This is a genomic window from Streptomyces sp. NPDC050856, from assembly GCF_040653855.1.
In the GTDB taxonomy this organism is placed as follows: domain Bacteria; phylum Actinomycetota; class Actinomycetes; order Streptomycetales; family Streptomycetaceae; genus Streptomyces.
In genome coordinates this window covers 1-25,621 of sequence record NZ_JBFAGV010000027.1, presented here as the reverse complement: position 1 = coordinate 25,621, position 25,621 = coordinate 1, and the positions used below count along the sequence as shown (strand labels likewise).

Annotated in this window: 24 protein-coding genes; 10 read left to right on the top strand and 14 right to left on the bottom strand. The window is 72.6% G+C overall.

All coding sequences use genetic code 11. From position 1 onward, the window contains the following. Nucleotides 1-18: 18 nt before the first annotated feature. Nucleotides 19-288 carry a GlsB/YeaQ/YmgE family stress response membrane protein gene (locus tag AB0H53_RS22280; protein ID WP_362115994.1) on the bottom strand — a complete coding sequence of 90 codons (270 nt, stop codon included), beginning with the start codon at nucleotides 286-288 and terminating at the stop codon, nucleotides 19-21. Nucleotides 289-374: 86 nt separating this feature from the next. On the opposite strand from AB0H53_RS22280, the gene AB0H53_RS22275 reads away from it, so the two are divergent. Further along, complete coding sequence (locus AB0H53_RS22275) at nucleotides 375-1,709, top strand: APC family permease (protein WP_362115991.1); 1,335 nt, start codon at nucleotides 375-377, stop codon at nucleotides 1,707-1,709. A 119-nt stretch (nucleotides 1,710-1,828) separates the two neighbouring features. On the opposite strand, the gene AB0H53_RS22270 is transcribed toward AB0H53_RS22275, so the two are convergent. The 12 genes from AB0H53_RS22270 to AB0H53_RS22215 form a co-directional block, all read right to left on the bottom strand. Continuing rightward, nucleotides 1,829-2,221, bottom strand: coding sequence for a YccF domain-containing protein (locus AB0H53_RS22270; RefSeq protein WP_362115988.1), 393 nt, complete (start codon nucleotides 2,219-2,221; stop codon nucleotides 1,829-1,831). After that, complete coding sequence (htpX, locus tag AB0H53_RS22265; protein ID WP_362115985.1) at nucleotides 2,218-3,081, bottom strand: zinc metalloprotease HtpX; 864 nt, start codon at nucleotides 3,079-3,081, stop codon at nucleotides 2,218-2,220. Before htpX ends, AB0H53_RS22270 begins: the two co-directional genes overlap by 4 nt. A 208-nt stretch (nucleotides 3,082-3,289) precedes the next feature. Further along, on the bottom strand, nucleotides 3,290-4,960 hold the full coding sequence (locus tag AB0H53_RS22260; RefSeq protein ID WP_362115982.1) for an NADH-quinone oxidoreductase subunit N: 1,671 nt from the start codon (nucleotides 4,958-4,960) through the stop codon (nucleotides 3,290-3,292). Then, a complete protein-coding gene (locus tag AB0H53_RS22255) occupies nucleotides 4,957-6,516 on the bottom strand; it encodes an NADH-quinone oxidoreductase subunit M (RefSeq protein ID WP_362116155.1) in 1,560 nt (519 codons plus the stop codon). The genes AB0H53_RS22260 and AB0H53_RS22255 overlap by 4 nt, the downstream gene beginning before the upstream one ends. Before the next feature lie 27 nt (nucleotides 6,517-6,543). Further along, a complete protein-coding gene (locus AB0H53_RS22250) occupies nucleotides 6,544-8,541 on the bottom strand; it encodes an NADH-quinone oxidoreductase subunit L (RefSeq protein ID WP_362115979.1) in 1,998 nt (665 codons plus the stop codon). Further along, nucleotides 8,538-8,948: an NADH-quinone oxidoreductase subunit NuoK gene (nuoK, locus tag AB0H53_RS22245; RefSeq protein WP_362115976.1), complete on the bottom strand. Its 411-nt coding sequence runs from the start codon at nucleotides 8,946-8,948 to the stop codon at nucleotides 8,538-8,540. The genes AB0H53_RS22250 and nuoK overlap by 4 nt, the downstream gene beginning before the upstream one ends. Continuing rightward, nucleotides 8,948-9,490: an NADH-quinone oxidoreductase subunit J gene (locus AB0H53_RS22240; protein WP_362115973.1), complete on the bottom strand. Its 543-nt coding sequence runs from the start codon at nucleotides 9,488-9,490 to the stop codon at nucleotides 8,948-8,950. Before AB0H53_RS22240 ends, nuoK begins: the two co-directional genes overlap by 1 nt. Next, nucleotides 9,487-10,149 carry an NADH-quinone oxidoreductase subunit I gene (locus AB0H53_RS22235; RefSeq protein ID WP_362115970.1) on the bottom strand — a complete coding sequence of 221 codons (663 nt, stop codon included), beginning with the start codon at nucleotides 10,147-10,149 and terminating at the stop codon, nucleotides 9,487-9,489. The genes AB0H53_RS22240 and AB0H53_RS22235 overlap by 4 nt, the downstream gene beginning before the upstream one ends. A 2-nt stretch (nucleotides 10,150-10,151) precedes the next feature. Beyond that, a complete protein-coding gene (locus tag AB0H53_RS22230; protein WP_362115967.1) occupies nucleotides 10,152-11,117 on the bottom strand; it encodes a complex I subunit 1 family protein in 966 nt (321 codons plus the stop codon). Then, nucleotides 11,114-12,367 (bottom strand): NADH-quinone oxidoreductase subunit C, encoded by a 1,254-nt coding sequence (locus tag AB0H53_RS22225; protein WP_362115964.1) that lies wholly within the window; start codon nucleotides 12,365-12,367, stop codon nucleotides 11,114-11,116. Before AB0H53_RS22225 ends, AB0H53_RS22230 begins: the two co-directional genes overlap by 4 nt. Continuing rightward, nucleotides 12,364-12,963, bottom strand: a complete 600-nt coding sequence (locus tag AB0H53_RS22220; RefSeq protein WP_362115961.1) for an NADH-quinone oxidoreductase subunit B family protein — start codon at nucleotides 12,961-12,963, stop codon at nucleotides 12,364-12,366. Before AB0H53_RS22220 ends, AB0H53_RS22225 begins: the two co-directional genes overlap by 4 nt. Then, complete coding sequence (locus tag AB0H53_RS22215; RefSeq protein ID WP_362115958.1) at nucleotides 12,954-13,364, bottom strand: NADH-quinone oxidoreductase subunit A; 411 nt, start codon at nucleotides 13,362-13,364, stop codon at nucleotides 12,954-12,956. Before AB0H53_RS22215 ends, AB0H53_RS22220 begins: the two co-directional genes overlap by 10 nt. Nucleotides 13,365-13,545: 181 nt before the next feature. Between AB0H53_RS22215 and AB0H53_RS22210 the strand changes: the two genes are divergently transcribed. The 5 genes from AB0H53_RS22210 to AB0H53_RS22190 all read left to right on the top strand — a co-directional run bounded on the left by AB0H53_RS22210 (nucleotide 13,546) and on the right by AB0H53_RS22190 (nucleotide 20,218). Further along, a complete protein-coding gene (locus tag AB0H53_RS22210) occupies nucleotides 13,546-14,697 on the top strand; it encodes a sensor domain-containing protein (protein ID WP_362115955.1) in 1,152 nt (383 codons plus the stop codon). A gap of 142 nt (nucleotides 14,698-14,839) precedes the next feature. Then, the gene (locus AB0H53_RS22205) at nucleotides 14,840-16,183 is read left to right on the top strand and encodes a sensor domain-containing protein (RefSeq protein ID WP_362115952.1); all 1,344 of its coding nucleotides are present in this window, start codon (nucleotides 14,840-14,842) and stop codon (nucleotides 16,181-16,183) included. A 107-nt stretch (nucleotides 16,184-16,290) separates the two neighbouring features. Continuing rightward, on the top strand, nucleotides 16,291-16,950 hold the full coding sequence (locus AB0H53_RS22200) for a response regulator transcription factor (RefSeq protein ID WP_362116152.1): 660 nt from the start codon (nucleotides 16,291-16,293) through the stop codon (nucleotides 16,948-16,950). Between the two features lie 258 nt (nucleotides 16,951-17,208). Next, a complete protein-coding gene (locus AB0H53_RS22195; protein WP_362115949.1) occupies nucleotides 17,209-19,176 on the top strand; it encodes a 2-oxoacid:acceptor oxidoreductase subunit alpha in 1,968 nt (655 codons plus the stop codon). After that, nucleotides 19,169-20,218, top strand: a complete 1,050-nt coding sequence (locus AB0H53_RS22190) for a 2-oxoacid:ferredoxin oxidoreductase subunit beta (RefSeq protein WP_362115946.1) — start codon at nucleotides 19,169-19,171, stop codon at nucleotides 20,216-20,218. Before AB0H53_RS22195 ends, AB0H53_RS22190 begins: the two co-directional genes overlap by 8 nt. Before the next feature lie 111 nt (nucleotides 20,219-20,329). Here AB0H53_RS22190 and AB0H53_RS22185 read toward each other — a convergent pair whose 3' ends face one another. Continuing rightward, complete coding sequence (locus AB0H53_RS22185; protein ID WP_362115943.1) at nucleotides 20,330-20,737, bottom strand: helix-turn-helix domain-containing protein; 408 nt, start codon at nucleotides 20,735-20,737, stop codon at nucleotides 20,330-20,332. A 119-nt stretch (nucleotides 20,738-20,856) separates the two neighbouring features. Between AB0H53_RS22185 and AB0H53_RS22180 the strand changes: the two genes are divergently transcribed. The 4 genes from AB0H53_RS22180 (at nucleotide 20,857) to AB0H53_RS22165 (ending at nucleotide 25,419) form a co-directional block, all read left to right on the top strand. Beyond that, nucleotides 20,857-21,720, top strand: a complete 864-nt coding sequence (locus AB0H53_RS22180; protein WP_362115940.1) for an SDR family oxidoreductase — start codon at nucleotides 20,857-20,859, stop codon at nucleotides 21,718-21,720. A 106-nt stretch (nucleotides 21,721-21,826) separates the two neighbouring features. After that, nucleotides 21,827-22,972 carry an EamA family transporter RarD gene (gene rarD, locus AB0H53_RS22175; protein ID WP_362115937.1) on the top strand — a complete coding sequence of 382 codons (1,146 nt, stop codon included), beginning with the start codon at nucleotides 21,827-21,829 and terminating at the stop codon, nucleotides 22,970-22,972. A 36-nt stretch (nucleotides 22,973-23,008) separates the two neighbouring features. Beyond that, nucleotides 23,009-23,461 carry a VOC family protein gene (locus AB0H53_RS22170; RefSeq protein ID WP_362115934.1) on the top strand — a complete coding sequence of 151 codons (453 nt, stop codon included), beginning with the start codon at nucleotides 23,009-23,011 and terminating at the stop codon, nucleotides 23,459-23,461. Nucleotides 23,462-24,087: 626 nt separating this feature from the next. Continuing rightward, nucleotides 24,088-25,419 carry a M28 family peptidase gene (locus AB0H53_RS22165; protein WP_362115931.1) on the top strand — a complete coding sequence of 444 codons (1,332 nt, stop codon included), beginning with the start codon at nucleotides 24,088-24,090 and terminating at the stop codon, nucleotides 25,417-25,419. The last annotated feature ends 202 nt before the right edge of the window (nucleotides 25,420-25,621 follow it).

The following is a 25,621-nucleotide window of genomic DNA, read 5'->3' as shown; positions in this document are numbered from 1 at the left end:
CCGTACGCGGCCGGGGGCTCAGCGGGAGCGCGAGTGCCCGAACAGGATCCGGTAGGCGATCAGCAGCACCAGCGATCCGCCGACCGCCGCCACCCAGGTGGCACCGTCGTAGAACTCGTTGCTGATCGGGCGGTCCAGGAACCGGGACGACAGCCAGCCGCCGACGAAGGCGCCGGCGACACCGATGAGGGTGGTGCCGATCAGCCCTCCCGGGTCGCGCCCCGGGAGCAGGATCTTGGCGATGACCCCGGCCAGCAGCCCCAGAACGATCCAGCTGATGATGCCCATGCCGTGAACCTGCCTTTCGTGGGGTGCTGTCCTTTCAGGACGCCGGGGCGGGGACGCCGGTTGCCGGTGTCAGTAGGGTGCGGCGCATGACACAGGAGTTGCGGCGGTCGCTGGGGGTCTTCGACGCGGTCGTCGTCGGGTTGGGGTCGATGGTCGGTGCCGGGATCTTCGTGGTGCTCGGCCCGGCGGCGGGGGCGGCCGGCAGCGGGCTGTTGCTGGGGCTGGCGCTGGCCGCCGCCGTCGCCTACTGCAACGCGATGGCCTCGGCTCGCCTCGCCGCGCGCTACCCGGCGTCGGGCGGGACCTATGTGTACGGGCGGGAGCGGCTCGGGCCCTTCTGGGGTTACCTCGCCGGCTGGGGCTTCGTGGTGGGCAAGACCGCGTCGTGCGCGGCGATGGCCCTGACGGTCGGGGCGTACGTGTGGCCCGGGCAGGCGCACGCGGTGGCCGTCGCCGCGGTGGTGGCGCTGACCGCCGTGAACTACGCGGGTGTGCAGAAGTCGGCGCTGCTGACCCGGGTGATCGTGGCGGGGGTGCTGGCGGTGCTGGCCGCGGTGGTGGTCGCCTCGCTGGGGTCGGGCGAGGCGCGGTTCGGGCGGCTGGAGCCGGACGGCGCCGACGCGTCGGTGGGCGGGGTGCTGCAGGCGGCGGGACTGCTCTTCTTCGCGTTCGCGGGGTACGCCCGCATCACCACGCTCGGCGAGGAGGTACGGGACCCGGAGCGGACCATTCCGCGGGCGGTTCCCCTGGCGCTGGGTGTCGCGCTGGTCGTGTACACCTGCGTGGCCGTCTCCGTTCTGTCGGTGCTGGGCGCCGGGGAGCTCGGCCGGTCGGCGGCCCCGCTGGCGGACGCGGCGCGGGCGGCGGGGGCCGGCTGGCTGGTCCCGGCGGTGCGGGCGGGCGCGGCCGTGGCGGCGCTGGGCTCGCTGCTGGCACTGATCCTCGGGGTGTCCCGTACCACGCTGGCGATGGCCCGGGACGGCCACCTTCCCCGCACCCTGGCCGCCGTCCACCCGCGCTTCCGGGTGCCGCACCACGCCGAGACGGCCGTGGGCGCGGTCGTCGCGGTGGTGGCGGCGACGGCGGACGTGCGGGAGGCGATCGGCTTCTCGTCGTTCGGGGTGCTGGTGTACTACGCGATCGCCAACGCCTCGGCGTGGACGCTCACCCGGGACGCGGGCGGTGGCACCGGAGGGGCCGCCGACGCTTCGGGGGTGTCCGGTACCGGTGGCGCGTCCGGGGTGCCCGACGCGCGTGAGGCTCCGGGGGCGGGCGGTGGGGGCCGGTTCCGCCGCGTTCTGGCGGCCGGGGGGCTGGCCGGCTGCCTGGTGCTCGCGCTGGCACTGCCCCTGTCGTCGGTCCTGGCGGGCGCGGGGGTCCTGGCGGCGGGCGCGGTGCTGTACGCGGTACGGCGGAGCTAGCCTGCCGAACGGCGGAGCCGGCCGGTCACCCGCGGGTGCGGGCGGCCCGCTCGGGCCGTGACGCCGGGTCGTCGACGCTCATGCGCCCATGGTGGAGCACGGCACTGACAACGCCGGCGTCAGCGCCCGGCGAAGGGCCGGTCGCTCGGGACGATCTGCTTGCCCAGGGGCAGCAGGGAAACCGGGATCAACGTGAAGTTGGCGATGCCCAGCGGGATGCCGATGACCGTGACGCACAGCGCGACGCCGGTGACGATGTGGCCGATCGCCAGCCACCACCCCGCCAGGACCAGCCAGAGCACATTGCCCACGCAGGACGGCGCGCCCGCGTCGCGGCGGTCGACCACTGTCTTGCCGAAGGGCCACAGGGCGTAGCGGCCGATGCGGAAGGCGGCCAGACCGAAGGGGACGCCGATCACCGTGACGCAGAGCAGTACGCCGGCGAGGAGGTAGCCCAGGAACATCCAGAAGCCGCACAGCACCAGCCAGATGACATTCAGGATCGTCTTCACGGGCGGTGACCTGCCATTTGTTCGAGTCGGGCGATGCGCTCCGCCATCGGCGGGTGCGTGGAGAACATCCTGGCCATGCCCTGGCCCGGCCGGAACGGGTTGGCGATCATCATGTGGCTCGCCGTCTCCAGCTTGGGCTCGGGAGGCAGCGGGAGCCGCTTCGTACCCGCTTCCAGTTTGCGCAGGGCGCTGGCCAGGGCCAGCGGGTCACCGGTGAGCTGGGCGCCGGAGGCGTCCGCCTCGTACTCCCGGGAGCGGCTGATCGCGAGCTGGATGACCGACGCGGCGAGCGGGCCGAGCAGCATGATCAGGAGCATGCCGAGCAGGCCGGGGCCCTCCTCGTCGTCGGAGCGGCCCACCGGGATCAGCCAGGCGAAGTTGACCAGGAACATGATCACCGACGCGAGGGCGCCGGCCACGGACGAGATCAGGATGTCCCGGTTGTAGACGTGGCTCAGCTCGTGGCCTATGACGCCGCGCAGCTCCCGCTCGTCCAGGATCTGCAGGATGCCCTCGGTGCAGCAGACCGCCGCGTTGCGCGGGTTGCGGCCGGTCGCGAACGCGTTGGGGGCCTGGGTGGGCGAGATGTACAGCCGGGGCATCGGCTGACGGGCCTGCGTGGACAGCTCCCGGACCATCCGGTACAGCCCGGGGGCCTGGAACTCGCTGACCGGGATGGCCCGCATCGCGCGCAGTGCCAGCCTGTCGCTGTTCCAGTACGCGTACGCGTTGGTGCCGAGCGCCACGACGAGCGCCACGACCAGACCCGTACGGCCGAAGAGGCCGCCGATCAGGATGATGAGTGCGGACAGTCCCCCGAGGAGTACGGCGGTCTTCAGCCCGTTGTGCCGGCGGTGCACGGTACGCCCTCCAAGTGGTGCGGCAGGGGACCCTTCGCTGGTGCTGGTCCACTCCCCCGGTGGACCTTCCCGTACTGGTCAACGCCAGGCGCAAGCGGCAGGTTCCCTGGTGGGCACGGGGGTGGCCGCCGGGGCGGCCGGCGCCGCGCGGGCGGCGGGCCCGCGGCGGCGCCTCCGGGAGCGGCCCGGCGGGCGGATGGCCCGGCCGTCAGAAGAGGGTGTCGGCGGCGAAGCGCAGCACCAGCTGGGGGTGGCCCGACAGCACCACACCGGCGACGGCCGTCAGGACGACGGCGGCGGTCACCGGGGCGGGGACCGGGTGCCTCCCGGGCGTGCCCTCCGGGGTGCGGAAGAGCATCGCCGTCCACTTCAGGTAGTAGTACAGGGCGATCACCACGTTGACGCCCATGACGACGGCGAGCCAGCCCAGGCCCGCGTCGACGGCCGCGGAGAACACCGTGACCTTGGCGAACAGGCCGATGACGCCGGGCGGCAGGCCCGCCAGGCACAGCAGGAAGAAGGCCATGACCAGGGCGGCGGCCGGCCGCGTGGCGTACAGGCCCCGGTAGTCGGAGATCCGGTTCAGCGGGTGCCTGCGGGCCACCAGGGCGGCGACCGCGAAGGCACCGAGGTTCACCACGGCGTACATCAGGGCGTACGCGACGGTGGCGCCGATCTGGTCGTCGCCGGAGTACGCGGCGGCGGCGATCGGGACCAGGAGGTAACCGGCCTGGGCCACCGAGGACCAGGCGAGCAGCCGGACCGCGCTCCACGCGCGCGTGGGCACCTGCCGCAGCGCGGCGACGTTGCCGACCGTCATGGTGAGCGCGGCGAGGACCGACAGGGCCGGGCCCCACACATCGGCGTAGGTGGGGAAGGCCACGACGGTCACCAGGATGAGGCCGGTGAAGCCGACCGCCTTGCCGACGACGGAGAGGTAGGCGGCGACGGGCAGCGGCGCGCCCACATAGGTGTCGGGCACCCAGAAGTGGAAGGGGACGGCGGCCGTCTTGAAGGCGAAGCCGACGAGGGTGAGGGCCACGCCCGCCTTGGCCAGGGTCTCCAGCGGGGCCGGCACGTCGTCCAGGGCCTGGGCGACCTCGGTCAGGTGGAGGGTGCCGGTCGACGCGTACACGAAGCTGACGCCGAGCAGGGTGACGGCGGTCGCGGTGACCGAGGACAGGAAGAACTTCAGCGCGGCCTCGCCGGACAGCCGGTCGCCGCGCTTGAGACCGACGAGCGCGAAGGCCGGCAGCGAGGCTACCTCCAGGGCCACCACCAGGGTGGCGAAGTCGCGGGAGGCGGGCAGCAGGGCCGCTCCGGCCGCCGAGGACAGCAGCAGGAACCAGAACTCGCCGGCCGGAAGGGCGCCCTCCGCCGGGAGCCCGGCCTTCGCCACGAGCCCCGCCCTCGCCCCGGGACCGGTTGTCGCCGGGGGGCCGGTCCGCGTGCCGTCACCGGCGTCGGTGCGGCCCCGGGTGTCGGCCAGCGACAGCAGCGCGGTCAGCAGGGCGCCGCCGAGCACGAGGAACTGGATGGCCAGCGCGAAGTGGTCGGCCGTGTAGCTGCAGGCGTCGGCGTCGGTGGTGAGGCAGAAGGTGGAGCGGTCGCCCTCGCGCAGCGGCACCAGCGCCAGGATCGCGGCGCCGAGGCCGGCGATCGCGGTCCAGCCCAGCAGTTGCTTGCGCGCCGCCGGTACGAAAAGGTCGGCGACCAGTACGAGGAGGGCGACGGCGGCGGCGATGGTGGGCGGCGCGATGGCGGCCCAGTCGACGGACTGGACGAGGTCGGCCGCGCCGGCGGGCGCGGCCGGGACCGCGCCCGGTGCCGTGACCGGCTGGGCGGCGCCCGTGGTCGCGCTCGTGGCTGCGAGGGTCACGACTTGCCTCCTGCGAGGAGCTTCTGCACGGCCGGGTCGGTGAGGCCGAGGAGGAGCGCGGGCCAGAGGCCGGCGAGGACGGTGAGGGCCGCCAGCGGTGTCCAGGCGACGAACTCGTGCGTCCGGATGTCGGCGACGCCGGGCTGGTCGGCGGCGGGCCGGGCGCCCATGCAGACGCGGCGCACCACGAGGAGCAGGTACGCGGCGGTGAGCAGGGTGCCGACGGCGGCGACGGCCATGAAGGTGAGGAAGGCGGGGCGGCTGAGGGCCGGGGCCGGGTCGAAGGCGCCGAACAGCGCCAGCACCTCGCCCCAGAACCCGGCCAGGCCGGGCAGGCCGAGCGAGGCGACGGCGCCGAAGGCGAGCAGCCCGCCGAGGCGCGGGGCGCGCCCGTACAGCGCGGCGCCGGTGGCTCCGGCGAGGGTGTCGAGGTCGGCCGTGCCGTACCGCTCCTTGACCGCGCCGACCAGGAAGAACAGCAGGCCGGTGATGAGACCGTGGGCGATGTTGGCGAAGAGCGCCCCGTTGACGCCGGTGGGGGTCATGGTGGCGATGCCCAGCAGCACGAAGCCCATGTGGCCGACCGAGGAGTAGGCGATCAGGCGTTTGAGGTCGCCCCTGGCGCCGGGCCGGGCCAGGGCCAGGCAGGCGAGCGATCCGTAGATGACGCCGGCGACGGCGAAGGCCGCGAGGTACGGCGCGAGGATGCGCATGCCGTCCGGGACGATCGGCAGGGCGATCCGGACGAACCCGTACGTACCCATCTTGAGCAGGACACCGGCCAGCAGGACCGAACCGACGGTCGGGGCGGCGGTGTGGGCGTCCGGCAGCCAGCTGTGCAGCGGCCACATCGGGGTCTTCACGGCGAGACCGATCCCGATCGCGAGAACCGCGATGACCTGCACGGATGTGGTGATGTCGCGGCCGTTGTCAGTGGCGAGTGCCACCATGTCGAACGTGCCGGCCTTCAGCCCGACGAGGAGCAGGCCGAGCAGCATGACGACCGAACCGAGCAGCGTGTAGAGGATGAACCGCCAGGCGGCCGGCTGCCGTCCCTCGCCGCCCCAGCGGGCGATGAGGAAGTACATCGGGATGAGCACCATCTCGAAGGCCAGGAAGAACAGCAGCAGGTCGAGGACGGCGAAGGTAGCCAGCGTGCCGGACTCCAGGACCAGCAGCAGCGCGACGAAGGCCTTCGGGCTCGTGCCCTGCGCGCGCGGGGGCGAGCCGTAGCTGTACAGCGCGCACAGGAAGTTCAGCAGCGCGGTCAGGAGCAGGAGGGGGAGGGAGATGCCGTCGACGCCGAGGTGGATCCGCACGTCGAGCGCCGGGATCCAGCTGATGTCCGTGGTGGCCTGCATCCTCGACGGCTGGTCGTGGTCGAAGCCGACCGCGAGGACGACCGCGGCCGCGAGGATCACCCCGGTGACGGTCACCCCGTGGCGGAGCACGGCCTGCTCGGGGGACTTCCCCTTCAGCCCGGGCGGGGCGGGCAGGAGGGCCGCCGCGGCGCCGATGAGCGGGGCGACGACGATGAACGCCAGGAGGAACTGCATCACGGACTCGCTGATATCGATCACGGCTCACGACCCGGCGTTGACGTTGGCGATGAGGACGGCGGCGATCGCCAGGACGACGGAACCGGCGAGCAGGGCGCTGAGGTAGGTCTGCACGTTGCCGGTCTGGGCCCGGCGGACCGCCCGGCCGAGCAGGTGGGTACCGCTGCCCGCGCCGCGTACGTAGGTCTCGACGACCTCGCGGTCGAGGAAGCGGACCAGTGAGGCCGCCGCCTGGACGGGGCGGACGAACAGGGCGGTGTAGACGGCGTCCAGGTGGAAGCCCGCCGCGGCGGGTCCGTGCAGCGGGCCGAGCAGCCGGCGGCCGGGGTCGGCGGGGTCGGGCGCCGAGGCGATGTCCCCGTAGGCAGGGGTGTGGGTGGCGATCGCCTCGGCCTCGGAGACGGCCGGCTCGGCCTCGGGGTGGGCGGCGACGGCACCGAGCGGGGTGCGGGCGGTGGCCGTGGTGTGCCGCCAGGTGGCGTAGGTGACCAGGCCGCCGACGAGCGCGACGCCCGTGCCCAGGACCGCGGTGGTGACGGTCGGGGTGAGGGGGTTGCCGTCGAACCAGCCGCTCAGGTGGCCGACGGTCACGCCGAAGGCGAGGGACGGCACCGCGAGCACCCACAGGACGGCGGTCATGGCGATGGGCTGCCGGCCGTGGTCGGGGACCGCGGTGCCCCTGCCCCGGAAGGCGAGCAGCCACAGGCGGGCCGCGTACGCGGCGGTGAGCAGGGCGGTGAGCAGGCCGGCGACCAGGACGATCCAGCCGGCCCCGGCCGGGGCGACGGGCCGGTCGCCCACCGCGGTGTGCTCGGCGGCGACCAGGACGGCTTCCTTGGAGAAGAAGCCGGCGAACGGCGGGATCGCGGCCAGCGCCAGCAGGGCGACGGTCATCGTCCAGTACGCGTCCGGGATGCGCCGGGCCAGGCCCCCCATGCGGGACATGGCGGCCAGCGAGTTGGTACCGGCGGCGTGGATGACCACGCCCGCGGCGAGGAACAGCAGTGCCTTGAACGCGCCGTGTGACAGGAGGTGGAAGACGGCGGCGCCACGGTCACCGACGGCCAGGGCGCCCGACATGTAGCCGAGCTGGCCGATGGTCGAGTAGGCGAGGACCCGCTTGATGTCGTCCTGGGCCAGGGCGGCCAGCGCCGAGCCGACCATCGTCACCGCGGCCATCACGGCGAGCACGGTCATCGCGGCGGCGGAAGCGGCGAACACGGGGAGGAGACGGGCGACGAAGTAGATACCGGCGGCGACCATCGTCGCGGCGTGGATCAGCGCGGACACCGGCGTGGGGCCGGCCATCGCGTCGGGCAGCCAGGTGTGCAGCGGGAACTGCGCCGACTTGCCCGCGACGCCGGCGAGGAGCAGCAGCGCGATCAGGGTGGGGTGGTCGACGCCACCGGAGGCGACGGCTCCCAGCACACCGGTGATCCGGAAGGTGCCGGTGTCGGCGGCCAGGGCGAGCAGACCGATCAGGAAGGGGACGTCGCCGAGCTTGGTGACGACGAAGGCCTTGAAGGAGGCGGCCCGGGCCTCGGGGGTCTCCCAGTAGTGGCCGACGAGGAAGTACGAGCAGATGCCCATGACCTCCCAGCCCACCAGCAGCACCATCAGGTCGCCGGAGTAGACGACGAGCAGCATGGCGGAGGTGAACAGGGAGACCAGCGCCGCGTAGGAGGGGTAGCGCGGGTCGTCGCGGAGGTAGCCCGTCGAGTAGATCTGCACGCACGAGGCGACCAGACCGACCAGGACGGCGGTCAGCACGGCGAAGCCGTCCAGGTGCAGGGCGAGCTCGATGGGGACCGAGCCGGTCGGGGTGAGCTCGGTGGCCGCGTCGATCGCCCTGCCGCCGCCCTGCCGGACGGCGACGAGTACGGCGAGGACGGCCGCGGCGACCGTCGGCAGGACGGCCAGCGGGCGGACGAACCCGGGAGCCGCGCGGCCCAGGAACAGCCCGGCGGCGGCGCCCAGGAACGGCAGGAGGGGTACCAGGACGGCGAGGGTGGTGGTCGTCACGCGGCGGCCTCGGCCTTCTCGTCGGCCATGTCGTCGGGGTCCGTCGCCGTCCCGGCACCACCGGTGCCGTGGGTGGCGGTGGCGTCGCGGTCGGCCGCGTCGCTCTCGGCGGTGTCGCGGAGCCGGTCGATGTCCGAGGTGCCGCGATTGCGGTGGACCATCAGGACGATCGCCAGGCCGATGCCGATCTCGGCGGCGGCGATGGCGATGGTGAAGAGGGTGAGCGCCTGGCCGGCGTGCAGGGTGTCGCGCAGCCAGACGTCGAAGGCGACCAGGTTGAGGTTGACGGCGTTGAGCATCAGCTCGACCGACATCAGGACCAGGATCGCGTTGCGGCGGGCGAGCACGCCGTACAGCCCGGTGCAGAAGAGCAGGGCGGCGAGCACCGCGGGATAGGCGAGGTGCATCAGCTCTCCCCCTCTCGGTCCTTGCGGGACAGGACGATCGCGCCGACCAGCGCCGCCAGCAGCAGCACGGACAGTGCCTCGAAGGGCAGTACCCAGTGCCGGAAGAGGATGGACCCGGACACCTCGGTGGAGCCCTGGGCCGGTCCGTCGAGGTCGATCCAGGTGGTGCGGAAGGCGTCGACGACCACCCACACCAGGGCGGCCGCCGCGGCGACGGCCACCACGAGGGCGGCCGGGCGGTTGCCCGAGTCGGCGTCCGGGGAGCGGCCGATCGGCGCCCTGGTGAGCATCAGGCCGAAGAGGAGGAGGACGACGACGGAACCGACGTAGATCAGGACCTGCACCCAGGCGACGAACTCCGCCGTGAGCAGGAGGTACTCCACGGCGAGCCCGCCGAGGGCCACGACCAGCCAGAGGGCGGCGTGCACGAGCTGCTTGGTGGTGACCGTGACGACGGCCGCGCCGAGGGTGACGAGGCCGACGAGGAGGAAGGCCACCTCGACGCCGGTGGGCGACAGGAAGCCGTGGGGGGCCGGACTCACGCGGTGTCTCCCTCGGTGTCGGCGGGGGGCTGCGACCGCGCGGCGGTGCCGCCCGGACCGGTGGTGCCGGGCTCAGCGGCGGCGCCGGGCTCAGCGGCGCCGGTACCGGCCGGAGCCGCGGCCCGGGCCTCGGCCTGGGTGGCGGCGAGCTTCTCGGCGGCCTTGCGGGCGGCGGCGAGCTCCTTCGGCTCCTCGGCGCCCGGGTCGAGCGCGGGCGGCTCCGGGACCGTCCACATCCACTCGCGCAGCTTGTCCCGCTCGTGCGTGAGCTCGTGGATGTCCGTCTCCGAGTACTCGAACTCCGGCGACCAGAACAGCGCGTCGAAAGGACACACCTCGATGCAGATGCCGCAGTACATGCACAGCGCGAAGTCGATCGCGAACCGGTCCAGGACGTTGCGGCTGCGCTCCCGGCCGCCGGGCGTGGCGGCGGGGATCGTCTCCTTGTGGGAGTCGATGTAGATGCACCAGTCCGGGCACTCACGGGCGCACAGCATGCAGACCGTGCAGTTCTCCTCGAACAGGCCGATCACACCGCGGGTGCGCGGCGCGAGCTCGGGCTGGGTGTCCGGGTACTGCGCGGTGACGGTCTTCTTCGTCATCGTGCGCAGGGTGACGGCCAGGCCCTTGGCGAGGCCGGATCCTGGGAAGGGAGCCACGACTACATCACCACCTTGACGATGCCGGTGAGGGCGATCTGAGCGAGGGCGAGCGGTACGAGCGTGGTCCAGGCGAGCTTCTGGAGCTGGTCCTCGCGCAGCCGCGGATAGGTCACGCGCAGCCAGATCACGATGAAGGCGAGCACGGCCGTCTTGAGCAGGGTCCACACCCAGCCGAGCCCTTCGGCCCCGAACGGCCCGTGCCAGCCGCCGAGGAAGAGGACGGTGGTCAGCCCGCACAGGACGACGATCCCCGCGTACTCGGCGAGCAGGAAGAGCGCGAAACGCAACCCGGTGTACTCGGTGTACGCGCCGAAGATGATCTCGGAGTCGGCGACCGGCATGTCGAAGGGCGGACGCTGGAGCTCGGCGAGGCCGGCGACGAAGAACACCACGGCGCCGACGATCTGCCAGGGCAGCCACCACCACTCGAAGGCACCGAGGATGCCGGGGAGGGAGACGGTGCCGGCCGCCATGGCCACGGAGGCGGCGGCGAGCAGCATGGGCAGTTCGTACGCCAGGAGCTGGGCGGCGGTGCGCAGGCCGCCGAGGAGGGAGAACTTGTTGGCCGACGCCCAGCCGGCCATCAGCGAGCCGAGCACGCCGATGCCCATGACGGCGAGTACGAAGAAGACGCCCGCGTCGACCAGGACACCGACCGCGCCCTCGCCCGGCCCGATCGGAATGGCGACGAGCACGAGGAGGTAGGGGAGGAGGGCGACGGCGGGGGCGAGCTGGAAGATGCGGCGGTCGGCGTTGGCCGGGACGACGTCCTCCTTCTGCGCGAACTTCACCCCGTCGGCGACGAGCTGCGCCCAGCCGTGGAACCCGCCCGCGTACATGGGGCCGAGGCGGCCCTGCATATGAGCCATCACCTTGTGCTCGGTCTGACCGATCACCAGGGGCAGGACCAGGAACACGGCGAAGACGACGACCAGCCGGAGGGCGATGTCGAGTGCGTCGTTCACGCGTCTCCTCGGGGTCGTGGGGCGTCGTGGGGGTGATCCGGGCCGGGGCGCTTCACGGCGTCCGGCGCCGGGTCGGTGTCCGGGGCCTCCGCCTCTTCACGGGCGTCGGGTGCGGCGTCCGGGGCCTCCGCCTCTTCAGGGGCGTCGGGTGCGGCGTCCGGGGCCGGGGCGGCGTCCGGGCTAGGGACGGGGTCGGGCCCCGGAGCCGCCGCCTCTTCGTCGGTGACCGGCGCGGGATCGGGAGCCGGGGCCGCGGGGCCGGTCCGGGGGGTGGGCTGGGCGGGCGGCTCGGGAGCGGGGTCCGGGGTCGTGTCCGGGGTCGTGTCCGGGGTCGTCGACTCCTCGAAGGCCGGGCGCGGGTTGTTCCAGGGCGCGTCCGCGCTGCGGGGCCGACGGGGCGCGGCCGGTGGAGCCTCCCCCGGCGCGGCCGGCGCGGCGGCGCGCTGGCTGGCGGAGCCCGCGGTCGCGCTGCGCGAGCGGCGCGGCCTCGCCGTCGCCGCCGTACCGGCGGGCCCGGCGGTACCAGCGGCCTCAGGCGCGGGCGCGGGCGCGGCCTCGGGGCCGGAGGTCGCGGGGGCCTGGCTCGCCGAGCCCTCGCCCGCCGTGCGGGTACGGCGGACCGGCCGGTCGCCGGCCGCGCGCGGCGTACGGGCCGGGCGGGCCGGGGCGGGCGGGAGCTGGCCCTTGAGAGGGCCCCACTCGTTGGGGTCGGGGACGCCCGGCGGCAGCATCTGGCGCCGCTTGGGGCCACCGTGCTCGGACTCGCCCGGCTCCTTCGCCCCGGGCCACGCCTTGGCGACCCGCGCGGCCAGGACGAAGTCCTTGCGCAGCGGGTGGCCCTCGAAGCCCTCCGGCAGCAGCAGCGGCACCAGGTGCGGGTGGCCCGTGAACGTCACGCCGAACATCTCGTGCGTCTCACGCTCGTGCCAGCCCGCGCCCGCGTAGACGCCGATGGCGCTCGGCAGCGCGGGGTCGGCGTGCGGCACGGTGGTGCGCAGCAGCAGCGCGCGGACCCGGCGGTCCTCCAGCGCGACGACATGGGCGCAGACCTGGAAGCCCGTACCCGGCTCGTCGACCGCGCTGAGCCAGTCGAAGTAGGTGCACCGCAGCTCGTCCCGGGCGGTTTCGAGGGCGGCGATCCAGGAACCGGGCGGAACGTCGACGGTCAGCAGGTCGTACGCACGCTCGGCGGTCGCCTCCTCGCCGAAGACCTCCGTGACGGCGTCCGGGAGACGGTCGTAGGGGTTCACGCCCCGCCTCCCTGGGCCGGGGGCGGCGTGACCAGACCGCTGCGGAGCTGGCCGACCGACGAGGCGTGGCCGTACCGCTCGCCCAGCGACTCCCGGGCGATCTTCTCCTGGAGCTTGAGGATGCCCTGGAGCAGCGCCTCCGGCCGGGGCGGGCACCCGGGCACGTACACGTCGACCGGGATGATCTGGTCGACGCCCTTGGTCACGCAGTACGAGTCCCAGTAGGGGCCGCCGCAGTTGGAGCAGGCGCCGAAGGAGATGACGTACTTGGGCTCGGGCATCTGCTCGTACAGCCGCTTGACCGCGGGCGCCATCTTGTCGGTGACGGTCCCCGACACGACCATCAGGTCGGCCTGGCGCGGTCCGGGCGCGAACGGGATGACGCCGAGCCGGATGAAGTCGTGCCGGGCCATCGACGCGGCGATGAACTCGATGGCACAGCAGGCGAGGCCGAAGTTGAAGACCCAGAGGCTGTAGCGGCGCCCCCAGTTCAGGACCACCTTCATCGGCTCGGGCGCGAGGCGGGACAGCACGCCGAGCCTCTTCGGTTCGGGCAGGTGGACCGGCTCTGCCGGGTTCACCGGGGTCACGTCCATGTCAGGACGCCCTTCTTGTACGCGTAGAGCAGTCCTACGGCGAGGAAGCCCAGGAAGATGAACATCTCGACCAGCGTGGTGGCGCCGTATCCGGGGGCGGCGAAAACCGTCGCCCACGGGAAGAGGAAGATCGAGTCGACCGCGAAGATGACGTACAGAAAAGCGTAGACGTAATAGCGGACCTGCGTGTGGGCCCAGCCCTCGCCGACCGGGTCGACACCGCACTCGTAGGTGAGCAGCTTCTCCGGTGTCGGTACGACGGGCCGCAGCAGCCGGCCGGCGGCGAAGGCCACCGCCACGAAGAGCACCCCGACGACGGCCAGCAGGCCGACGACCGAGTAGCTCTGGAAGTAGTCGGCTGCGAGTACGGTCGGTGCGGTCGGTACGGTCGGTTCCGGCACGTCCGTGTTCCTCGCTCCCTGCTCGCGCGGCGCCGATTCGGCGTTCTGTACGCACGGGAGTCTAGGCCCTGGCCTGGCGCCGGTAATCAGCCCTGCCGCTCCCGGGGTGGGGTTATCCCTACCGTCGACCGGCGACGTACCCCATGGCGGGCGCCGGGCCGGGCCCGGCAGGCTGGCCCGTATGACCGCGAGCCTCGACACCAGCGACACGGAACGTGCGCGCATCGCCTTCGGCCGGTACGCGTGGAAGGAGGTCGCCCACCTCCTGTGCAACCTCCCCGCCGCACTGTTCCACTTCGTCTACGTGGTCACCATGGTCGCCGTCGGCGCGGGCCTGTCGGTGACGGTCGTCGGTCTGCCACTGCTGGCGGCGGGCCTGGCGGGGGCGCGGCTGCTCGGCCGCGCGGAGCGGGCCAGGGCCAGGGCGCTGCTGGGTGTTCGGATCGTGGAGCCGAGCCCGCTGCCGCGCGGGGGGCGAGGGGGTGTCCTCGGCCGGCTGTGGGCGCGGGTGAAGGATCCGGTGGGCTGGCGGACGGTGCTGTACGGGTTCGTCCGGCTGCCCTGGGGCGTGCTGACGTTCACCGTGACGCTGGTGGGCCTGGTGGTGCTCTGGCCGGTCCTGCCGTACATCGCCCGCGGCCTGGCCAATGCGGACCGGGCGATGGTGCGCGGGCTGCTGAGTCCTTCCGACGAGCTGGAGCGGCGGATAGCCGAGCTGGAGTCGGATCGGGGGGTGGTGGTCGACACCGCCGCCGCCGACCTGCGCCGCATCGAACGCGACCTCCACGACGGAGCCCAGGCCCGCCTCGTCGCCCTCGCCATGGACCTCGGCCTCGCCAGGGAAAAAATGACCGAAGACCCCCAAGCCGCCGCCCGCATGGTCGACGAAGCCCACGGCGAAGTGAAAACCGCCCTCCAAGAACTCCGCGACCTCGCCCGCGGCATCCACCCCGCCATCCTCACCGACCGCGGACTCGACGCCGCCCTCTCCTCCATCGCCTCCCGCTGCACCGTCCCCGTCACCGTCACCGTCGACCTGCCCACCCGACCCGCCCCCGCCATCGAAGGCATCGCCTACTTCACCGCCTCCGAACTCCTCCAGAACATCTCCAAACACTCCAACGCCACCCACGCCACCCTCAACCTCCACCACACCCCCCACCACCTCATCCTCCAAGCCACCGACAACGGCCACGGCGGAGCCAAAGGCACCCACAACAGCGGACTCACCGGACTCACCGAACGCCTCAACGCCGTCGACGGCACCCTCACCATCCACTCCCCCACCGGCGGCCCCACCACCATCACCGCCCACATCCCCTGGCGCAGGTAACCCCGGTCGGCCGGCCCCGCCGCTCGGCGGACGCCGGCCCGGGCCCCGGTCCCGGGCCGGCCCCACGGACACGCCCGCCCGACGCACGCGCACCCGCACCCGCACCCGCACCCGCACCCGCACCCGAGAAACGGAACCCCCCATGGCCACGGCCCACGCATCCGCCCCGGACTCCGAGCCCGACCGGGACACGCCCGCCCGGCGCCCCCGCCTCCCCGCGGTGCTGCGCGCGCCCCTGGAGGGACGCACCTGGCGCGAGTTCGGCCACCTGGTGCTCAGCCTGCCGCTCAGCGTGTTCTATTTCGTGGTCGCCGTCACCATGATGGCGCTGGGCACCGGTCTGGTCGTCACCTTCCTCGGCATCCCGGTCCTCGCGGCCGGCCTCACCGTGTGCCGGGGCTTCGGCGCGGTCGAGCGGGCCCGGGCACGGGCCGCGCTGGGTGTGCGGGTCGCCGGCCCCGGGCCTGTCGGCGGGGGCGACCGGGGCGGCCTGATGGCGTGGGTCGGCGGTGTCCTCAAGAGCGGCGCGTCCTGGCGGCACTTCCTCTACGCGGTGCTCCACATGCCGTGGGCGGTCTTCGCCTTCAGCGTGGCGGTGGTCCTCTGGACCTGCGGCTGGAGCCTGCTCACCTATCCGCTGTGGCGGTGGGTCTTCCCGGCCTACGCGGGGGTCGGCGGGGTCCAGCTGTACGGCGACGGGACGCACAGCATCTACCTGGACTCGCCGTTCGAGGTGACGGTCACCAGCCTGGTGGGGCTGCTGTTCTGGCTGGTCACGCCCTGGGTGATCCGCGCCCTGGCCGGTGTGGACCGGCTCCTGGTCACCGGGCTGCTCGGCCCGTCACGGCTGGCGACCCGGGTCTCGGAGCTGGAGTCGGATCGGGGGGTGGTGGTCGACACCGCCGCCGCCGACCTGCGCCGCATCGAACGCGACCTCCACGACGGAGCCCAGGCCCGCCTCGTCGCCCTCGCCATGGACCTCGGCCTCGCCAGGGAAAAAATGACCGAAGACCCCCAAGCCGCCGCCCGCATGGTCGACGAAGCCCACGGCGAAGTGAAAACCGCCCTCCAAGAACTCCGCGACCTCGCCCGCGGCATCCACCCCGCCATCCTCACCGACCGCGGACTCGACGCCGCCCTCTCCTCCATCGCCTCCCGCTGCACCGTCCCCGTCACCGTCACCGTCGACCTGCCCACCCGACCCGCCCCCGCCATCGAAGGCATCGCCTACTTCACCGCCTCCGAACTCCTCCAGAACATCTCCAAACACTCCAACGCCACCCACGCCACCCTCAACCTCCACCACACCCCCCACCACCTCATCCTCCAAGCCACCGACAACGGCCACGGCGGAGCCAAAGGCACCCACAACAGCGGACTCACCGGACTCACCGAACGCCTCAACGCCGTCGACGGCACCCTCACCATCCGCTCCCCCACCGGCGGCCCCACCACCATCACCGCCCACATCCCCTGGCGCAGGTAACCCCGGTTGTCCACAGCCCGCCCGCGTCGGTCCGGATGCTGGGATGCTGGGTGCAACACACACATCGGTTCGATGGATGCGGGGGCTACGGGGACGTGGACGACAAGGTGCGGGTGGTCATCGCGGAGGATTCGGTACTTCTCCGGGACGGCCTGACCCGGCTGCTGACCGACCGGGGGCACGAGGTGGTCGCGGGTGTCGGGGACGCCGAAGCGCTGATCAGGACGGTGGAGGAGCTCGCGGACGAGCGCGCGCTGCCGGACGTGGTGGTGGCGGACGTGCGGATGCCGCCGACCCACACCGACGAGGGGGTGCGGGCGGCGGTGCGGCTGCGCAAGGAGCACCCCGGCATAGGGGTGCTGGTGCTCTCGCAGTACGTCGAGGAGAGATACGCGACCGAGCTGCTGGCCGGCAGCAGCCGCGGGGTCGGTTACCTGCTCAAGGACCGGGTCGCCGACGTACGCGAGTTCGTGGACGCGGTGGTGCGGGTGGCGCGGGGCGGCACCGCGCTGGACCCCGAGGTGGTGGCGCAGTTGCTGGGCCGCAGCCGCAAGCAGGACGTGCTGGCGGTCCTGACCCCCCGGGAGCGGGAGGTCCTCGGTCTGATGGCCGAGGGCCGGACCAACTCGGCGATCGCCCGGCAGCTCGTGGTGAGCGACGGGGCGGTCGAGAAGCACGTGAGCAACATCTTCCTGAAAATGGGCCTGTCGCCCAGTGACGGGGACCATCGGCGGGTGCTCGCGGTGCTGACCTACCTGAACTCCTGAGCCGCTTCCCGAGCCGTGGTCCTAGAACCAAAGGAGCAGTGGGGAGCGTCGTTCCGGAGGGATCCGGGGAGCGACAAAGCATGATGTTTCAGGGCGCGCGGGCGTCTCAAGGGGACGTCCAGTATATGAGCGACCCACGGAAGGCGACCCTTACCGACGTAGGGTGGGGCTTGGGACGGCCGGCCGGCCGGCTGTCCCCAGAGCGTCCCACCGCCGAGGGCGGGGGGAGACCCCTTGCCCCGAGGGAGGTCCAGTTCAGTGACCAGCCAGGTCAGTAGCCCAGCCGAGCAGGCCGATGGAGCCGATGAGGCCGCAGCGGCCAATGAGACTGTCGTGGGGGAGCAGCGTGGCGCTCCGGAGCGGCAGGGTACCGAGAAGGAAGTCCGCCGTCTGGACCGCGTGATCATCCGTTTCGCGGGTGACTCGGGCGACGGTATGCAGCTGACGGGTGACCGTTTCACTTCGGAGACGGCGTCGTTCGGAAACGATCTGTCCACCCTGCCCAACTTCCCCGCCGAGATCCGGGCGCCCGCGGGCACGCTCCCCGGTGTCTCGTCGTTCCAGCTCCACTTCGCCGACCACGACATCCTCACCCCCGGCGACGCGCCGAACGTGCTGGTGGCGATGAACCCGGCCGCGCTGAAGGCCAACATCGGTGATGTGCCGCGCGGCGGCGAGATCATCGTGAACACCGACGAGTTCGCCAAGCGCGCCATGGCGAAGGTCGGCTATGAGACGTCACCGCTGGAGGACGGGACGCTGGACGGCTACCGCGTCCATCCCGTACCACTGACCACCCTGACCATTGAAGCGCTCAAGGATTTCGGCCTGTCCCGCAAGGAGGCCGAGCGGTCGAAGAACATGTTCGCGCTCGGACTGCTGAGCTGGATGTACCACCGGCCGACGGAGAGCACGGAGAGGTTCCTGCGGACCAAGTTCGCGAAGAAGCCGGAGATCGCCGAGGCGAACGTGGCCGCCTTCCGGGCCGGCTGGAACTTCGGCGAGACGACCGAGGACTTCGCCGTCTCCTACGAGGTCGCCCCGGCCACCACGGCGTTCCCGGCCGGCACCTACCGCAACATCTCCGGGAACCTGGCCCTGTCCTACGGCCTCATCGCCGCGGGCCGGCTGGCGGACCTGCCGCTGTACCTGGGCTCGTACCCGATCACCCCGGCCTCCGACATCCTGCACGAGCTGTCCAAGCACAAGAACTTCGGTGTGCGCACCTTCCAGGCCGAGGACGAGATCGCCGGCATCGGCGCCGCCCTGGGGGCGGCTTTCGGCGGCTCCCTCGCCGTGACCACCACCTCCGGCCCCGGTGTGGCGCTGAAGTCGGAGACGATCGGCCTGGCGGTCTCGCTGGAGCTGCCGCTGCTGATCATCGACATCCAGCGCGGCGGCCCCTCGACCGGTCTGCCGACCAAGACCGAGCAGGCCGACCTGCTCCAGGCGATGTACGGGCGCAACGGCGAGGCCCCCGTGCCGATCGTCGCGCCGCGCACGTCCGCCGACTGCTTCGACGCGGCACTGGACGCCGCCCGTATCGCCCTGACCTACCGCACCCCGGTGTTCCTGCTGTCCGACGGCTACCTGGCCAACGGTTCCGAGCCGTGGCGGATCCCGGACCCGGACGAGCTGCCCGACCTGCGGGTCCGGTTCGCCAGCGGCCCCAACCACACAATGGCCGACGGCACCGAGGTGTTCTGGCCGTACAAGCGCGACACGCAGACCCTGGCCCGCCCCTGGGCGGTGCCCGGCACTCCCGGTCTCGAGCACCGGATCGGCGGCATCGAGAAGCAGGACGGCACGGGCAACATCTCCTACGACCCGGGCAACCACGACTTCATGGTCCGCACCCGCCAGGCCAAGGTGGACGGTATCGAGGTCCCCGATGTGGAGGTCGACGACCCGGCCGGCGCGCGCACCCTGGTGCTCGGCTGGGGATCGACCTACGGGCCGATCACCGCCGCCGTACGCCGCCTGCGGGCGGCGGGCGAGCCGATCGCGCAGGCGCACCTGCGCCACCTCAATCCCTTCCCGAGGAATCTCGGCGAGGTACTGGGGCGTTATGACAAGGTCGTCATTCCCGAGATGAACCTCGGCCAGCTCGCCACCCTGATCCGGGCGAGGTATCTGGTCGACGCGCACAGCTACAACCAGGTCAACGGCATGCCGTTCAAGGCCGAGCAGCTGGCCACGGCTCTCAAGGAGGCCATCCATGACTGAGGCGCTGAAGCTGGTGCCCAAGGCCGAGGCGAAGCAGTCGATGAAGGACTTCAAGTCCGACCAGGAAGTCCGCTGGTGTCCCGGCTGCGGCGACTACGCGATCCTCGCCGCCGTCCAGGGCTTCATGCCGGAGCTGGGCCTGGCCAAGGAGAACATCGTCTTCGTCTCCGGCATCGGCTGCTCCTCCCGTTTCCCGTACTACATGAACACCTACGGGATGCACTCGATCCACGGCCGCGCCCCGGCCATCGCCACCGGGCTCGCCTCCTCGCGCCCCGACCTGTCCGTCTGGGTCGTCACCGGTGACGGCGACGCCCTGTCCATCGGCGGCAACCACCTCATCCACGCCCTGCGCCGCAACGTCAACCTCAAGATCCTGCTGTTCAACAACCGGATCTACGGTCTGACCAAGGGCCAGTACAGCCCCACCTCCGAGGTCGGCAAGATCACCAAGTCGACGCCGATGGGCTCGCTGGACGCGCCCTTCAACCCGGTCTCGCTGGCCATCGGCGCGGAGGCGTCCTTCGTGGCGCGCACGGTCGACTCCGACCGCAAGCACCTCACCGAGGTCCTGCGGCAGGCGGCCGAGCACCCCGGCACCGCGCTGGTGGAGATCTACCAGAACTGCAACATCTTCAACGACGGTGCCTTCGAGGTGCTGAAGGACAAGCAGCAGGCGGAGGAGGCGGTGATCCGCCTGGAGCACGGCCGGCCCGTTCGCTTCGGCGCCGACGGCGCCAAGGGCGTGGTGCGGGACCCGGCCACCGGTGACCTCAAGGTGGTCGCGGTGACGCCGGAGAACGAGGCGGACGTCCTGGTCCACGACGCACGCGCGGCCAGCCCCACGACCGCGTTCGCGCTGTCCCGGCTGGCTGACCCCGACACGCTGCACCACACCCCGATCGGCGTGTTCCGCAGCGTCGACCGGGCGGTGTACGACACCCAGATGGCCGATCAGCTGGACCTGGCCGTCGAGCAGAACGGCAAGGGCGACCTCGCCGCGCTGCTGGCGGGCAACGACACGTGGACGGTCGTCGGCTGACCCGCCCGGCAGCAGGCCGCCCGAGCGGTCCGCGCAGAGGCCCGTGACCGGGGCGTCCTCCCAGGAGGGCGCCCCTTTCGCGTGGCTCCTACGACCGGCGCGCCCGGCTCCTCATGACGGGCCCGACCGGCCCGCCCCTCCCGGCGGGGTCTCCCTCATGCCGTCGTACTCCTCGCGCGCCTTGATGACGTCGTCCACGCGCCGTTCCGTCCAGCGGGCCAGGGCCCAGACCTGTTCGGCGGCTTCCCTGCCCAGGGGGGTGAGGGAGTAGTCCACGCGCGGCGGTATCACCGGTGTGGCGTCCCGGTGGACGAAGCCGTCGCGCTCCAGCGTCTGAAGGGTCTGGGCCAGCATCTTCTCGCTGACACCGCCGATGGTGCGGCGCAGCTCGCTGAACCGGTACGAACGCTCCAGCAGGGCGGCGAGGATCAGGACGCCCCAGCGGCTGGTGACGTGCTCCAGGACCAGCCGCGAGGGGCACATGGCCTCGTTGACATCGGCACTCCGGCTTACTCGCATGACAGTAACTTACTTCAAAGTGGGCACTTTCCAAAAGTTAGCGCCCGCCGTACGGTGAGTGGCATAGGGCGAGAGGCCCACCCGGCCCACGCGCCAGCCCACCGAATCGGAGCACCCCCATGAGCATCGTTGTCACCGGAGCCACCGGCCACCTCGGCCGCCTCGTCATCGACGCCCTGCTGGCGGCCGGCGTCCCGGCGGACACCGTCGCGGCCGTCGTACGTGACAAGGAGAAGGCCGCGGACGTCGCGGCGCGCGGTGTCGAGCTGCGCATCGCCGACTACGACCGCCCCGAGACGCTCGACGACACCTTCCGCTCCGGCGACCGCGTCCTGCTGATCTCCGGCAACGAGATAGGACGGCGCGTGGCCCAGCACGCCGCGGTGATCGACGCGGCCCGGGCGGCCGGCGTCGCACAGCTCGCCTACACGAGCGTCCTCGGCGGCCCCGACGCGGACTTCGAGCTGGCCGCCGAGCACAAGGAGACCGAACGGCTGATCCTCGGCTCCGGCCTGCCGTACACCCTCCTGCGCAACGGCTGGTACACCGAGAACTACACCGAGCAGCTCGCCCCCGTCCTCCAGCACGGGGCCGTCGTCGCCAGCGCCGGCGAGGGCCGGGTCGCCTCCGCCGCCCGCGCCGACTACGCCGCCGCGGCCGCCGCCGTTCTGACCCAGGACGGCCACCTCGGCAAGGCCTACGAGCTGAGCGGGGACACCGCGTGGTCCTTCGCCGAGTACGCGGCCGTGGTCGCCGAGCAGTCCGGCAAGGACATCACGTACCGCGACGTGCCCGCCGAGACGCACCTGTCCGTCCTCACCGGAGCGGGCGTGCCGGAGCCCTTCGCGGCGATCCTCGTGGACGTGGACGCGGCCGTCGGGCGGGGCCTGCTCGCGCGGACCAGCGGCGAGCTGGCACGCCTGATCGGCCGGCCTACGACGCCGCTCGCCGTGACCGTGGCCCAGGCCCTCCAGCGGCGCTGACACCCCCGGTCATGACCGTATCGCGGTACGGACATGACAGTCCGCCCGGTGCCCCGCTACCTTCTTCGACAGGACAGCGCGGCACGGGGCGGAAAGGCGGTGGCCGGTGGCGGCGAAGAGTGGCGGCGACCAGCGGGCGGGACTCCTCTACGGCATCGGGGCCTACGGAATGTGGGGGCTGGTGCCCCTCTTCTGGCCCCTGCTGAAACCGTCCGGCGCCATGGAGATCCTGGCCCACCGGATGGTCTGGTCCCTGGTCGTGGTCGGGCTCGCGCTGCTGGCGCTGCGCCGCTGGGGCTGGCTGGGCGAGCTGCTGCGGCAGCCGCGCAAGCTGGGCCTGATCACCGTCGCCGCGGCCGTGATCACGGTCAACTGGGGCCTCTACATCTGGTCGGTGAACTCGGGCCAGGTGGTCGAGGCGTCCCTGGGCTACTTCATCAACCCGCTCGTCACCATCGCCATGGGCGTCCTGCTGCTGAAGGAGCGGCTGCGTCCCGGGCAGTGGGTGGCCGTGGGCACCGGACTGGCGGCGGTGGTGGTGCTGGCGGTCGGTTACGGCCGTCCGCCCTGGATCTCGTTGACGCTGGCCTTCTCGTTCGCGGCGTACGGCCTGGTGAAGAAGAAGGTCAACATCGGGGGCCTGGAGTCGCTGGCGGCGGAGACCGCCGTGCAGTTCCTGCCCGCGCTGGCGTACCTGCTGTGGCTGGGTTCACGGGGCTCGGCCACCTTCGCCGACCCGGGCGCCGGCCACGCGGCGCTCCTCGCGGCGACGGGTGTCGTCACGGCCGTGCCGCTGGTCTGCTTCGGCGCGGCGGCCATACGCGTACCGCTGTCGACACTGGGCCTGCTGCAGTACCTGGCGCCGGTGTTCCAGTTCCTGCTGGGCGTCGCCTACTTCCACGAGGCGATGCCACCGGAGCGGTGGGCGGGCTTCTCACTGGTCTGGCTGGCTCTGACCATCCTCACCTGGGACGCGCTGCGCACGGCGCGCCGGACGCGGCAGCGGGCCCTCCGGCTGGCGGCGCAGACCCCTGCCGAGGCGCGGACGCGTGGGACGCGGGGGACCCGCGGGACGCAGGGGACGCCCGCTCAGGGGGCCGGAGCCCCGGCGGCCGGGAGCCGGGCGGCCGGAGCGCGGGAGGCCGGGCTTCCTGGAGCCGGGGGCCCGGCGGCACGGATCCCGGCCGGCACCGTGACGGAGCCCTCGGCGGACACCCCGGACCCGGCCCGCCCCGAGGCCCCGCGGGTCTGACCCCCCAGCTCCGGGGTGGCGGCCCATAGTGGGCGTATGGCGACGCTGCACTGGAAACTGGTGATCGACTCTGCCGACCCGCACGCCCAGGCCGGCTTCTGGGCGGAGGCGCTGGGCTACCTGGTCGAGGACCACAGCGCGTTCATCGAGCGCCTCGTCGAGCTGGGCCACGCGCCGGCCTCCGCGACCACCCACGCGCACGGCCGCCGCGCGTGGCGGGATCTGGCCGCTGTCCGGCATCCGGACGACCCGTACCAGGAGGAGACGGGCGCCGGGCTGGGCAGGCGGCTGCTCTTCCAGCGGGTGCCCGAGACCAAGAGCGGCAAGAACCGCGTCCACCTCGACGTGCACTCCGCCCCGGGCCGACGGGAGGCGGAGGTCACCCGCCTGGAGGCGCTCGGCGCGACCGTACTGCGCCAGGTGCGGGAGCCCGGGGGCGAGTGGACCGTCATGGCGGACCCGGAGGGCAACGAGTTCTGCGTGCAATAGGGCAGCGGCGCGCGGCCGGCTGTGAGCGCTCGCCGTCCTCCCGGCGGAAGCCGCCCGGCCCGCGCCCGGACCCCCTCCCGCGCCCGGACCCGCGCCCGGACCCGCTCCCGTGCGCGGCGGCCCCGTGCCCGGCGCTCTCGTACGGGCTGTCGGCCGTCAGCCGCTGCCACCGGTTCAGCGCGCGGATCGCCGTGGTGACCGGGCAGAGCACACGGAACGGGAAGGTCACGAGCACCTGCATGGAGAAGCCGTGGGACGCCTCCAGCAAGAGGACCACCAGCGGTTGCCGGCCCCTCATGACGGGCCCGTCCCCCGTCGCGCCGGCCGGACCGTGAGCGGGCGCCACCATGGGCGCGGCATGCCAGCGAACCGGCCATTCCGAACCGGCCGTTCCGGACCGCCGTGCCGGACGGTGGCGCGAGATCGGCCGTCCGCGACCGCCGCGCCCTGCGACGTGACCGATATCCGAACGCCCCTGACCGGATTACGCCCTTGACGCTCAGTCAAGCTCTCACTGAACATTCAGCACGCACAGAGCACCACCAGCTCCACGCCCCGTGCCGGTCCCCGGCCGGGGCGTCTCGCACGTTCCGTCCTGTCCCCGTACGGAAGCCCGGAGCCCCCACATGAACCTCTCCGACATACCCAGACGCACCGCCGCGGCCACCGCCCTCGCGCTGGCCGGTCTGCTCACCGCCGCGGCCCCCGGCGCCACCGCCGCACCGGCAGTCCCCGCTGCCCCGTCCGCCACTGCCGCCGCCCCGGACATCGCCCTGGCCAACGTCAAGGCGCACCTCACCCAGTTCCAGTCCATCGCCACCGCCAACGGCGGCAACCGCGCCCACGGCCGGCCCGGCTACAAGGCGTCCATCGACTACCTGAAGGCCAAGCTGGACGCGGCCGGATTCACCACCAGCGTCCAGCAGTTCACCACCAGCGGCGCCACCGGCTACAACCTGATCGCCGACTGGCCCGGCGGCGACGCCAACCAGGTCCTGATGGCCGGCGCCCACCTGGACTCGGTCTCCTCGGGGCCGGGCATCAACGACAACGGCACCGGTTCCGCCGCCGTCCTGGAGACCGCGCTCGCCGTCTCCCGCGCGCAGCTCAAGCCCGCGAAGCACCTGCGGTTCGGCTGGTGGGGTGCGGAGGAGGTGGGCCTGGTCGGTTCCCGCACCTACGTCAGCGGCCTGCCGACGACCGAGCGCGCCAAGATCACCGGGTACCTCAACTTCGACATGATCGGCTCGCCGAACCCGGGCTACTTCGTGTACGACGACGACCCGGCCATCGAGAAGACCTTCAAGGACTACTTCGCGGGTCTCGGCGTCCCCACCGAGATCGAGACCGAGGGCGACGGCCGGTCGGACCACGCCTCGTTCAAGAACGCGGGCATTCCGGTGGGCGGTCTGTTCACCGGCGCGGGCCGGACCAAGACCAGCGCCCAGGCGCAGAAGTGGGGCGGTACGGCGGGCCAGGCCTTCGACCGCTGCTACCACTCCTCCTGCGACACCATGTCCAACCTCAACGACACCGCGCTCGACCGGAACAGCGACGCCATCGCGCACGCGGTCTGGACGCTGTCCGCCGGTACGACGGTGCCGCCGGACGGCGACGTGTACGAGAACACCGCCGATGTCGCCATCCCCGACAACGGGGTGGCCGCCACCTCCACGGTCACCGTCTCCGGCCGCACCGGCAACGCGCCGGCCGCGCTGCGGGTCGGCGTGGACATCGTCCACACCTGGCGCGGTGACCTGGTCGTCGACCTGGTCGCGCCGGACGGCACGGCCTACCGCCTGAAGAACTCCAGCTCGTCCGACTCGGCCGACAACGTGGTGACCACCTACACGGTCGACGCGTCGAGCGAGGTGGCGAACGGGGCGTGGAAGCTGCGCGTCCAGGACGTGGCGGCGCAGGACACCGGCCACATCAGCGCCTTCCGCCTGACGTTCTGACCCACCTCCCGGCCCGCGCCCCGGCCGGGCGTCCGGGGCTGGACGTCCCGGGCTGGAGTCCCGGTCCGGGCGTCCGGGGCTGGACGTCCCCGGGCGTTCCGGCCCGGAGCCGCCCCAGCCGCGACGTCCCGGCCGAACGTCACCGGTCCGGTCGTCGCGGGCCGCAGGGAAGCGAGGGGCGCGGGACCGGCCTGCCGGTCCC

Bases quoted from the DNA above. Each gene is read 5' to 3' on its own strand.
- AB0H53_RS22280 (WP_362115994.1), bottom strand. From the start codon at position 288: ATGGGCATCATCAGCTGGATCGTTCTGGGGCTGCTGGCCGGGGTCATC.
- AB0H53_RS22275 (WP_362115991.1), top strand. From the start codon at position 375: ATGACACAGGAGTTGCGGCGGTCGCTGGGGGTCTTCGACGCGGTCGTC.
- AB0H53_RS22255 (WP_362116155.1), bottom strand. From the start codon at position 6,516: ATGCAGTTCCTCCTGGCGTTCATCGTCGTCGCCCCGCTCATCGGCGCC.
- nuoK (WP_362115976.1), bottom strand. From the start codon at position 8,948: ATGCACCTCGCCTATCCCGCGGTGCTCGCCGCCCTGCTCTTCTGCACC.
- AB0H53_RS22220 (WP_362115961.1), bottom strand. From the start codon at position 12,963: ATGGACGTGACCCCGGTGAACCCGGCAGAGCCGGTCCACCTGCCCGAA.
- AB0H53_RS22210 (WP_362115955.1), top strand. From the start codon at position 13,546: ATGACCGCGAGCCTCGACACCAGCGACACGGAACGTGCGCGCATCGCC.
- AB0H53_RS22205 (WP_362115952.1), top strand. From the start codon at position 14,840: ATGGCCACGGCCCACGCATCCGCCCCGGACTCCGAGCCCGACCGGGAC.
- AB0H53_RS22190 (WP_362115946.1), top strand. From the start codon at position 19,169: ATGACTGAGGCGCTGAAGCTGGTGCCCAAGGCCGAGGCGAAGCAGTCG.
- AB0H53_RS22185 (WP_362115943.1), bottom strand. From the start codon at position 20,737: ATGCGAGTAAGCCGGAGTGCCGATGTCAACGAGGCCATGTGCCCCTCG.
- AB0H53_RS22180 (WP_362115940.1), top strand. From the start codon at position 20,857: ATGAGCATCGTTGTCACCGGAGCCACCGGCCACCTCGGCCGCCTCGTC.
- AB0H53_RS22170 (WP_362115934.1), top strand. From the start codon at position 23,009: ATGGCGACGCTGCACTGGAAACTGGTGATCGACTCTGCCGACCCGCAC.
- AB0H53_RS22165 (WP_362115931.1), top strand. From the start codon at position 24,088: ATGAACCTCTCCGACATACCCAGACGCACCGCCGCGGCCACCGCCCTC.